The following is a 10,004-nucleotide window of genomic DNA, read 5'->3' as shown; positions in this document are numbered from 1 at the left end:
GCGCCGGCGCTGCTCACCGCAGCTCTCCCCACCTCCAGGCTCCCGACCCTCATGCACCCCACCTCGACGACCTTGCCTCACGCGGGCTGTGTCGACTCGTCACGGACGCCGATCCGCTGCGCTATGACGAAGTGCGTCGCCTCACCGCCAACCAGCCGGGCGAGGAGGCTCCCCACGGACCTGCCGGTGAGGCCAAGCGTCCTGGGCGGGTGACGCTCGTCGGCGGCGGCCCGGGTGATCCGGGCCTGCTCACCGTCGCCGGGCTGGGCGCGATCGAGCGCGCCGACGTCATCGTCTGCGATCGCCTCGCTCCCCTCGACGCCCTCGCACACGCCCGAGCCGACGCGACGATCATCCACGTCGGCAAGATTCCGCGCGGCGCGTTCACGCCGCAGGAGGAGATCAACCGATTGCTCGTCGAGCACGCGCTCTCCGGGCGTGACGTCGTGCGGTTCAAGGGCGGCGACAACTTCGTCTTCGGTCGCGGCGGCGAGGAGGTGATCGCCTGTCGAGACGCCGGTCTCAGCGTCGACGTCGTGCCGGGGGTGACGTCGGCGATCGCCGTGCCGGCGCTCGCCGGCATCCCCGTGACGCACCGGGCATCATCGCAGGGGTTCACGGTCGTCTCGGGGCACGTCGCGCCCGGCGACCCGCGCTCGGATCTCGATTGGGCGGCACTGGCCCGCACCCGCACCACCCTGGTCGTTCTCATGGGCGTCGCGCACCTGCGCGCCATCGCATCGGCACTCGTCGACGGTGGCCTGTCCGCCTCGACGCCCGCCGCAACGATCGCCGACGGCGCCATGCCGAGCGAGCGACGCGTCGTGGCGACCCTTGCGACGTTGCCGGACGCCGTCGCCGACGCCGGCCTCGGCGCACCTGCCATCACCGTGATCGGCGACGTCGTCGCAGCTCTCGACGGCACCCGGCTCCATGCGTCGTCCGACGACACCGGAGCGGTGTGATGAGCGATGCTGTTGTCACCCGACCGGCATGGGAGGGGCTGCGCCTCGCGACGGGGACGTTGAGCGTCATTCCCGTCGGCGCGATCCCGCCGATCACCACGCCGGTGGCGCGCTGGGCGATGACGCTCGCGCCCCTGGCCGCCGTCCCGCTCGCTGTGGTGACGTCGCTCGTCCTGCTCGTCGGGCACTGGGTCGACGCGCCTCCGCTCGTGGCCGGTTTCGGCGCGGTCGCTGCCCTCGCGGCCGGCACGCGCGCCATGCACGTCGACGGATTGGCCGACACCGTCGACGGATTCGGCGCGGGGTGGAACCGGAAGCGCGCCCTCGAGGTGATGAAGCGTGGCGACGTCGGCCCGATGGGTGTCATCGCCGTCGTCGTGACGGCCGGCGTGCAGACGGCGTGCTTCGCGGCGCTCCTCGACGCGCCGTGGCTGGCCGGCGCCGCCGTCATCGTCTCGCGGGTGGCTTGCACGACCCTCGCCCACCGACGGTGGAACGCTGCACGGCCTGACGGGATGGGCGCCGTCGTGCTGTCGGCCGTCCGGACCCCGGAGCTCGTCGCCGTAAGCGTCGTGGGATGGTTGGTGCTCGTCGGCGGATCTGCCCTGGCTGATGCCTCAGGTGACGATGGGTTCTCCACCGGCGCAACGCTTCTCGCCGCTCCCCTGGTCGCCTCGGTGGCCGCCGGCATCGCGCTGGAATGGCTCGCTCGTCGCGCGACGCGCACCTTCGGCGGCCTGACGGGTGACGTCATGGGAGCCGGCATCGAGGTGGCCCTCACCGTCATGCTCATCGTCCTCACGCTCGGAGTCTGGCGATGAGCGCCCCGCGCCGCGTCCTCATCACCGGCGGCGTGCGCTCGGGCAAGTCGACGTACGCCGAACGCCTGCTGTGGGAGGCGCCCGCGACGTACCTGGCCACGGGGCCGTCACGTCCCGACGACGACGAGTGGCGTGCCCGCGTCGCAGCCCATCAGCAGCGGCGGCCGTCACACTGGTCGAGCCTCGAGTCGGTCGATGTTCCCCGCGCGCTCAGCGAGATCAACCGTCCGTGCCTGCTCGACGACGTCGGGTCGTGGCTGACCTCCGCCCTCGAGGAGTCCGGCGCCTGGGTTTCTGACACCGGCGAAGGCCCTCGCCGAGGCGACGATGAGCCATCGACGCCCCCGCCCCCGCCGATGCCGACGTGGCACCAGCGGTACGCCGCCCGGGCCGATGCCTTCGTCGAGGCGATCACGGCGTTCGAACACGACCTCGTCATCGTGACGAACGAGGTGGGCTTCGGTCTCGTCTCTCCCTACCAATCGGGGCGCCTCTTCACCGACGAGCTGGGCCGCCTCAACCAGCGCCTCGCGCGAGCGTGCGACGACGTCGTCCTCGTCGTGGCGGGTTGCCCCCTCGTGATCAAGGGCGAGCCGAAGAACCCATCGGGGGCATCGTGAGCCATCCTCTTCTCCTGCAACTCGCGTACCTCGACGGTGCGGTCTCGCGCTGCGCGACGACCACCGCCGCGCCAAGGTTCTTGACGCGGACAGGGCTTCTGAGGCGGACAGCGCGCGCGAGCGCCGGCTGCGATCCGACCGCGGCCGGTGTGGCGCTCGGGTATCTCGCCGACCGGCGCTGGGGTGACCCGGCCCGGCATCACCCCGTCGCCTGGTTCGGTGGCTGGGCGGCGGCCTGCGAGCGCCGGCTGTGGGCGCCGCGACGCTCGCGGGGCATCGCGTACCTCGTCGTGACGCTCGCTCCGCCGGTCGCCGGTGCGCTCGTTCTCGATCGACGCCGGCCGCTGACGCGCACCCTCATCACGGCGCTGGTGACGTGCGCGGCCCTCGGCGGACGTTCGCTGGAGCGCGAGGCGATGGCGGTGCACGACCTGCTCGCTGCCGACGACCTCGACGGCGCTCGTCACCGCATTCGCTCGCTCGTCGGACGCGACACGTCGCAGGCAGGCCCCGACGAGATGGCCCGGGCCGTCGTCGAGTCGCTTGCCGAGAACCAGTCGGATGCCGTCGCGGCAACCCTCGTCTGGGGCGCGGGGTTCGGGGCGCCTGGTGTCGTGCTGCACCGCTGCGCCAACACGCTTGACGCGATGATCGGGCACCGGACCGAGCGGCTCGAGCAGTTCGGTTGGGCCGCGGCACGATTCGACGACGTCCTCAACGCCGTTCCGGCCCGTGTGAGCGTGCTCGCGACGGCGATCAGCTGTGTCGTGGCGGGCGAGCCGTCGCGCGTGCGCGACGTCGTGCGCGACGTCCGCCGTGACGCCCCCGCGCATCCGAGCCCCAACGCCGGGCCCGTCGAGGCCGCCGCCGCGGGCGCACTCGGGGTGCGCCTCGGCGGGACGAACGTGTACGCCGGTCGCACCGAGCATCGCGGTGAACTCGGCGACGGACGCGCGGTCGACGTCACCGACATCCCGCGTGCGGTACGGCTCACCCGACGCGTCGGACGCACGGTCCTCGTCCTCGCGCTCGGCGCGCGTCTCCTCGCGCGGCGTCGCACGATGAACTGACCGGTTCGCGTGTGCGGCACAGCCGAACCGCGCGCGTATTAGAACGCAGGAACAGCCCCGCTCGTCAGCTCCGCAGGAACGTCACGACCTCGTCGAGCGTGCTCACCTCACGCAGCCCGGCCGGTGCCGCGGGCCGTGCGACGACGACGACGGGGACGCCGAGTTCGCGTGCTGCGGTGAGCTTCGCGGCGGTGTAGCTGCCGCCGGAGTCCTTCGTCAGGACGACGTCGACGGCGTGCTCCCGCATCGTCGCGATCTCGGCGTCGACGTCGAACGGCCCGCGGGTGTGCAACACCGTCCACGCGGGCGGCGCGGGGACGTCCAGCGGTTCGACGATGCGCACGAGCGCGGCCTTGTCGTCCCAACCGCGGTAGTGCTCGAGTGTCTGACGCCCTGTGGTCACGAACGGCCGACGCCACCCTTGCGCGTCGACGAGCGCCCGCGCGCCGGCGTAGGTGCTGACCCAGTGCCAGGTGGGCGCATCCGGGTGCTCACGCCAACCGGGGCGCGCGAGGCGCACGAGCGGGACGTCGGCGGCCGCGCAGGCAGCCACCGCGTGGGAACGCATCGTGACCGCGAACGGGTGCGTCGCGTCGACGACGTGCGTGAAGCGGTCGTCGCGCAGCGTCGCCGTCAGCCCTGCGACGCTGCCGAACCCGCCGATCCTGACGTCGCCGACCGGCAGCCTTGGCCGCGACACGCGCCCGGCCAAGGAACTGACGAACGCGATCCCCAGCTCGTCGAGGCGTGCTGCGAGAGCGCGGGCTTCACTCGTTCCGCCGAGGATAAGCACCTTCGTCGATGACACGCCCGCAGCCTACCGACCCGTGCCCCGACAACGCCGTCGGCCCCCCTCACCGCAGTGAGAGGGGCCGACGTTCAGCGGGTGAGAGCCGTGGCTCTCAGCTGATCGCGTGGATCAGTTGCCCGTGAGCTTCTCGCGCAGAGCAGCCAGCGCCTCGTCGGAGGCGAGGGTGCCTTCGGCCGGAGCCGAGCTCGAGCTGGAGCTCGACGACGAGGAGGACGAACCCTGCGAGCTCGAGCCCGAGTTCGACGACGAGTACGACGTCGGGGCGGTCTCACCGGACGCCGCAGCTTCGGCGTCGTCCTTGCGGGCCTGCTCGATCTGGGCCTGGTGGGCCTCCCAGCGCGAGTGGGCCTCGGCGTACTGCTTCTCCCACTTCTCACGCTGCGCGTCGAAGCCCTCGAGCCACTCGTTCGTCTCCGGGTCGAAGCCCTCGGGGTACTTGTAGTTGCCCTGCTCGTCGTACTCCGCAGCCATGCCGTACAGCGTCGGGTCGAACTCGGAGGCGGCAGCGCCGTCCTCGTTCGCCTGCTTCAGCGACAGGGAGATGCGACGACGCTCGAGGTCGATGTCGATGACCTTGACGAAGATGTCGGAACCGACGGTGACGACCTGCTCGGGCAGCTCGACGTGACGCTCGGCGAGCTCGGAGATGTGGACGAGACCCTCGATACCGTCCTCGACGCGCACGAACGCACCGAACGGGACGAGCTTCGTGACCTTGCCCGGCACGACCTGGCCGATGGCGTGCGTGCGAGCGAAGTGCTGCCACGGGTCTTCCTGCGTCGCCTTGAGCGACAGCGAGACGCGCTCGCGGTCCATGTCGACGTCGAGCACCTCGACGGTGACTTCCTGACCGACCTCGACGACCTCGGACGGGTGGTCGATGTGCTTCCAGGACAGCTCGGAGACGTGGACGAGACCGTCGACGCCACCGAGGTCCACGAACGCACCGAAGTTGACGATCGAGGACACGACGCCGGAGCGGACCTGGCCCTTCTGCAGCTCCTTGAGGAACGTCGTGCGAACCTCGGACTGCGTCTGCTCGAGCCACGCACGACGCGACAGGACCACGTTGTTGCGGTTCTTGTCGAGCTCGATGATCTTGGCCTCGATCTCCTTGCCGACGTACGGCTGCAGGTCGCGGACACGACGCATCTCCACCAGCGACGCAGGGAGGAAGCCGCGCAGGCCGATGTCGAGGATGAGACCACCCTTGACGACCTCGATGACCGTACCGGTGACGACGCCGTCGTCTTCCTTGATCTGCTCGATCGTGCCCCAGGCGCGCTCGTACTGCGCACGCTTCTTGGACAGGATCAGGCGGCCTTCCTTGTCCTCCTTCTGGAGGACGAGAGCCTCGACGTCGTCGCCGACCTTGACGACCTCGCCCGGGTCGACGTCGTGCTTGATCGAGAGCTCGCGCGAGGGGATGACACCCTCGGTCTTGTAACCGATGTCGAGGAGAACCTCGTCACGGTCGACCTTGACGATGACACCTTCGACGATGTCGCCGTCGTTGAAGTGCTTGATCGTCGCGTCGATCGCGGCGAGCAGCTCCTCCTCCGAACCGATGTCGTTGACAGCGATCGGGGACGTGGTGGTGGAAGTCATGTGTAAGAAGTAACTTTCGGTGGGCAATTCGGGAGGCGAGACCATCGGGCACGACAACGCGCGCAGGTGGACCGCCTCTGCGGACAAATCGAACAACGTCTCGGGCGCGCCCGGCCCCGTCTGCGAGCAACGGGGAGCGTGGGCACGTACGACACGCCCTCTCATCCTAGGCACGCGGGGCGATCAGGGCCAAATGGAAAGGGCATCGTAGCGTGGGTTCATGCAGACCCCCGACCGTGCCGGACGCTTCGACGTCGACGCAGCCGCGTCCGCCCGCGGAAATCGCTCGTGGTGGGACGCCGAGGCGCGCGACTATCTCGACGAGCACGGCGCCTTCCTCGGTGACGCCGAGTTCGTCTGGGGGCCGGAGGGGTGGCGCGAGGACGATCTCCACGTCCTCGGCGAGCCGAGCGGGCTCGCGGGCCGCGACCTCCTCGAGTTCGGTGCCGGCGCCGCGCAGGCCGGACGCTGGTGCGCCAGGCAGGGTGCACGCGTCGTCGCGACGGACCTGTCCGGCGGGATGCTGCGCACGGCCGTGCAACTCGACGCCCGCACCGGCACGTCACTGCCGCTCGTGCAGTGCGACGCGAGCCGACTGCCGTTCGCGGACGCCTCCTTCGACGTCGTCTTCTCGGCTTTCGGCGCCGTTCCGTTCATCGCCGACACCTCGGCCCTCATGCGGGAACTGGCGCGCGTCACGCGCCCAGGCGGGCTTGTCGCGTTCTCGACGACGCACCCCGTCCGCTGGAGCCTGCCCGATGTACCCGACGCCGCCGGGCTGACGATCCAGCACTCGTACTTCGACACGACGCCCTACGCCGAGGCGGCGGGCGACGACGTCGTCTACGCCGAGCACCACCGCACTCTCGAGCAGCGCGTGCGCGAACTGCTCGACGCCGGGCTCGTACTCGAGCAGTTGCGCGAACTGCCGTGGAAGGAGTCGAACGAGTCGACCTGGGGTGGCTGGAGCCCCCTGCGCGGACGGCTCGTGCCGGGCACGCTCATCCTCGCCGGCCGCAGACCTGCCTGAAGGGTGCGTCGCGCGAATACCGCCAACAGGGTCGGCCGCGGCCGGGATCGCGTCAGCGGTTGAGGATCTCCTCGGTCTGACCGGGTGTCAGGACCGGAGTCGACGCGGCCTCGGTGCGAAACCACTCGATGGTGCGCTGCAGCCCGGTCTCCACGGGCACCTGCGGTGACCAGCCGAGCAGGCGCTGCGCCTTCGTCGTGTCGGGGCGACGGACCGTCGGATCGTCCGTGGGGCGCTCGATGAACTCGAGTGTCGAGGATGACCCCGCCAGCTCGATGATCCACTGCGCGAGGTCGCGCATCGAGATCTCGTGCGGGTTGCCGATGTTGACCGGGCCGGGGTCGTGCGTCTCGAGCAGCATCGCGAGGATGGCCGCGACGAGGTCGTCGACGTAGCAGATGGACCGCGTCTGCTCACCGTCGCCACTGACCGTGACCGGCTCACCGGCGAGGGCCTGGCGGACGAAGTTCGGGATGGCGCGACCGTCGTTGGGCCGCATGCGCGGGCCGAACGTGTTGAAGATGCGCACGATGCCGGCATCGACCCCGCGCGCCTCGCGGTAAGCGAGCACGAGCGCTTCCGCATATCGCTTTGCCTCGTCGTAGACCCCGCGCGGGCCGACCGGGTTGACATGACCCCAGTACGTCTCGGGCTGCGGGTGCACCTGAGGGTCGCCGTACACCTCGGACGTCGAGGCGAACACGAGCCGGGCGCCCTTGCGCGCCGCGAGTTCGAGCGCGTTCTGCGTGCCCTGCGAACCGACGCGCAGCGTCTCGATCGGCAGCTTGAGGTAGTCGACCGGTGAAGCCGCCGACGCGAAGTGGAGGATGCCGTCGACGTCACCGTCGACGTCGAAGGGCTCCGTCACGTCGTGCTCGATCAGCTCGAAACGACCTGAAGCCTCCAGCTGCGTGACGTTCGCGCGGCGCCCGGTCACGAGGTTGTCGACGGCGACGACCTCGTGACCGCGTGCGACGAGCGTCTCGGACAGGTGCGAGCCGAGGAAGCCCGCACCTCCCGTGATGACGATCCGCATGCTCAGTACTGGCCCCGCTCATCGGCGGAGTGCGCGCCACGCGAGTGCGAGTGGTCACCGAACACGAGCGTGGAGTCGTCGTCGTGGCGCACGTCGTCGACCTCGCGCTCGTCACGGCGCTCATGGCGGGCGGCGCGACGCTCACGGCCGGCACGCAGCGAGACGAGTAGGCCGAGCAGCAGCGCGAACAGACCGAGCAGTCCGAGCAGCAGCGGAGCCCACAGGCGCAGGATCTTGAGCTGGCTCGACTTCGTGTTGTAGTCGTCGACGTTCTTCTTGATCGTCTCGTCGGTCATCGTCGAGGTGGTGAGCATCGCGTCGACGGGCTTCGCGTTCGCCACCTCGAGCGTCTGGTGCTGCTTCTCCTGCAGCTTCATCATGACGCCCGTCTCCGGCTCGACCCACACCGTGCGATCGTTCGTGTAGTACCGGTCAGCGAGCTTCGAACCCTTGGGCAGACCGAAGACCTCACCCGGGACGTCCATCGTCGTGAACTTCGTCTTCGGGATCGTCTGCGTGAACTTGTACGTCTTCAGACCCTTGATGTCCTCAGAACCCGCGTACTTCATCGGGAAGGCCTTGCCGAGCGTCGAGTCCCAGTATCGGTAGGTCTTGTTCTTGTCGACCTGGAACGGGAACTTGATCGTCTGGCCCTCGTAGTTGGTGGGCTTGCCGTCGAGCATGTTGCCGCTCCACTTGACGGCCTCACCCGAGGACTTGTCGACGGCGTACTGCTGCGTCGAGGCGTTCATCGGCGGCGGCGCCGTCTGGCCCTTGTCGTTGACGTTGTCCGTCGTCTGCCACTGGTCGATGACGATGACGTCGCGGCCGAGCTCCTTGGAGGCCTTCTTCGTCATCTCCTTGTTGGCGACGACGGTCGCCTTCGTGATGATCTTGCCCGACCCCGGCTTGACCGTGTCGGCGTCGAAGTAGCTGGCGTGATCGTCGGTGACCGTCTGCTGGGTGTTCTGATCACTCGGGATCACGGCCAGCTTCGGGTACGCGTAGAACCGCATCAGGAGCGCCATCGTCAGGAAGAACGCACCGAATCCGATCATGACTGCGGCTTTGCGCACGGGAGAGCCTCCTAGGCAGGGACTGGAACTTACGCGACGGTAACACCTGCAGCAGGGGCAATGTGACCGGTTTCACCAACGAGATGGCATTGTGCCCGTTTCGTCATCCACGAGCGAATCGACCACGCCGGCGAGCCCGATCGTCGGCTCGCATCGCATGAACGCCACCCCCGCGGCTGCGGCGGCTGCGGCATCCGTCTCGGCGTCACCGACCATGACGCTGCGCTCGCGCGACACGTGCGGATTCTCGTCGAACAGCGCGCACAGCAGGCCGGGCGCCGGCTTGCGGCACACGCAGGTGTCAGCCGCGTGCGGGCAGAGGCGGACGTCGTCGATGCGGCCACCGGCGGCCTCGACCTCGGCGATCAGCCGGGCGTTGACGGCGCTCAGCTGCGCCCACGTCAGCCGTCCCGTCGCAAGGCCCTGCTGGTTGGTGACGACGACGATCGCGCAGCCCGCAGCGCTCAGGCGCGCCACCGCGTCGACGGCCCCCGGCAGGAGCGCGAAGTCGTCGGGCGTGCGATACCAGGGGGCGAGGGCGTTGAGTGTGCCGTCACGATCGAGCAGGACGACGTCGTACGGGGCGCCGGCCCCAGGACGCGGCAGGCGCGTGTGGGTGCGTCCGCTCGGATCGGGGCTCACGCGCCGGGCTGGCTGAGATCGTCGACGGCCTCGCACCACGCGTGCGCCCACAGCATGTGGACCTCCTGGATGCGCGGCGTCTCGTGCGAGGGCACGACGAGGAGGTGGTCGACGTCGTCGCGCAGGTGCTCTCCCCCGGCGCCCGTCATCGCGATCGTCGTGATCCCGAGCTCGCGCGCTGCGGCCAGGGACGCGACGATGTTGGGGCTGCGTCCGCTCGTCGACATCGCGACGTAGACGTCGCCCGCGCGCCCGAGGCCGCGCACGCCGCGGACGAACACCTGCTCGTAGCCGTAGTCGTTGCCGATGGCCGTGACCGACGACA

At 69.8% G+C, this 10,004-nt stretch carries 11 protein-coding genes; 5 read left to right on the top strand and 6 right to left on the bottom strand.

Going from position 1 to position 10,004, the window contains the following annotated elements; translation table 11 throughout:
- The 4 genes from cobA to B2284_RS12140 all read left to right on the top strand — a co-directional run.
- Positions 1-965, top strand: a 965-nt coding sequence (cobA, locus tag B2284_RS12155; protein ID WP_286697574.1) for a uroporphyrinogen-III C-methyltransferase, incomplete at its 5' end; no start/stop codon positions are given.
- Positions 965-1,786, top strand: coding sequence for an adenosylcobinamide-GDP ribazoletransferase (locus B2284_RS12150; RefSeq protein ID WP_136788404.1), 822 nt, complete (start codon positions 965-967; stop codon positions 1,784-1,786). The genes cobA and B2284_RS12150, both read left to right, overlap by 1 nt.
- A complete protein-coding gene (locus B2284_RS12145) occupies positions 1,783-2,406 on the top strand; it encodes a bifunctional adenosylcobinamide kinase/adenosylcobinamide-phosphate guanylyltransferase (RefSeq protein WP_136788405.1) in 624 nt (207 codons plus the stop codon). Before B2284_RS12150 ends, B2284_RS12145 begins: the two co-directional genes overlap by 4 nt.
- Positions 2,403-3,476: a cobalamin biosynthesis protein CobD/CbiB gene (locus B2284_RS12140; RefSeq protein WP_240742495.1), complete on the top strand. Its 1,074-nt coding sequence runs from the start codon at positions 2,403-2,405 to the stop codon at positions 3,474-3,476. Before B2284_RS12145 ends, B2284_RS12140 begins: the two co-directional genes overlap by 4 nt.
- A 64-nt stretch (positions 3,477-3,540) precedes the next feature.
- Here B2284_RS12140 and B2284_RS12135 read toward each other — a convergent pair whose 3' ends face one another.
- Together B2284_RS12135 and rpsA are read right to left on the bottom strand one after the other, a co-directional pair.
- Positions 3,541-4,284 carry a cobalt-precorrin-6A reductase gene (locus B2284_RS12135; protein WP_136788406.1) on the bottom strand — a complete coding sequence of 248 codons (744 nt, stop codon included), beginning with the start codon at positions 4,282-4,284 and terminating at the stop codon, positions 3,541-3,543.
- A gap of 111 nt (positions 4,285-4,395) precedes the next feature.
- A complete protein-coding gene (gene rpsA / locus B2284_RS12130) occupies positions 4,396-5,895 on the bottom strand; it encodes a 30S ribosomal protein S1 (RefSeq protein WP_006943310.1) in 1,500 nt (499 codons plus the stop codon).
- A gap of 220 nt (positions 5,896-6,115) precedes the next feature.
- Here rpsA and B2284_RS12125 point away from each other — a divergent pair, with 220 nt between their 5' ends.
- Positions 6,116-6,925, top strand: coding sequence for a class I SAM-dependent methyltransferase (locus tag B2284_RS12125; protein ID WP_286697573.1), 810 nt, complete (start codon positions 6,116-6,118; stop codon positions 6,923-6,925).
- A 52-nt stretch (positions 6,926-6,977) separates the two neighbouring features.
- Here B2284_RS12125 and B2284_RS12120 read toward each other — a convergent pair whose 3' ends face one another.
- From B2284_RS12120 to B2284_RS12105, 4 genes are all read right to left on the bottom strand, one after another.
- Entirely contained in the window at positions 6,978-7,961 is a 984-nt protein-coding gene (locus B2284_RS12120) for a UDP-glucuronic acid decarboxylase family protein (protein WP_144707785.1), read from the bottom strand.
- A 2-nt stretch (positions 7,962-7,963) separates the two neighbouring features.
- Entirely contained in the window at positions 7,964-9,037 is a 1,074-nt protein-coding gene (gene pgfA, locus B2284_RS12115; RefSeq protein WP_259877660.1) for a cell envelope lipid trafficking protein PgfA, read from the bottom strand.
- A 72-nt stretch (positions 9,038-9,109) separates the two neighbouring features.
- The gene (locus tag B2284_RS12110) at positions 9,110-9,679 is read right to left on the bottom strand and encodes a D-glycero-alpha-D-manno-heptose-1,7-bisphosphate 7-phosphatase (RefSeq protein WP_186316764.1); all 570 of its coding nucleotides are present in this window, start codon (positions 9,677-9,679) and stop codon (positions 9,110-9,112) included.
- A partial coding sequence (locus B2284_RS12105; protein ID WP_286697572.1) for a D-sedoheptulose-7-phosphate isomerase occupies positions 9,676-10,004 on the bottom strand: 329 nt, incomplete at its 5' end. The genes B2284_RS12105 and B2284_RS12110, both read right to left, overlap by 4 nt.

The organism is Dermacoccus sp. UBA1591 (assembly GCF_002322065.1).
Lineage (GTDB): Bacteria > Actinomycetota > Actinomycetes > Actinomycetales > Dermatophilaceae > Dermacoccus > Dermacoccus nishinomiyaensis.
This window is presented reverse-complemented; position numbering and strand designations above follow the sequence as displayed.

What these genes read in the sequence shown, in the direction of transcription:
- B2284_RS12150 (WP_136788404.1), top strand. Translation starts at nt 965, where the DNA reads ATGAGCGATGCTGTTGTCACCCGACCGGCATGGGAGGGGCTGCGCCTC.
- B2284_RS12145 (WP_136788405.1), top strand. Translation starts at nt 1,783, where the DNA reads ATGAGCGCCCCGCGCCGCGTCCTCATCACCGGCGGCGTGCGCTCGGGC.
- rpsA (WP_006943310.1), bottom strand. Translation starts at nt 5,895, where the DNA reads ATGACTTCCACCACCACGTCCCCGATCGCTGTCAACGACATCGGTTCG.
- B2284_RS12125 (WP_286697573.1), top strand. Translation starts at nt 6,116, where the DNA reads ATGCAGACCCCCGACCGTGCCGGACGCTTCGACGTCGACGCAGCCGCG.
- B2284_RS12120 (WP_144707785.1), bottom strand. Translation starts at nt 7,961, where the DNA reads ATGCGGATCGTCATCACGGGAGGTGCGGGCTTCCTCGGCTCGCACCTG.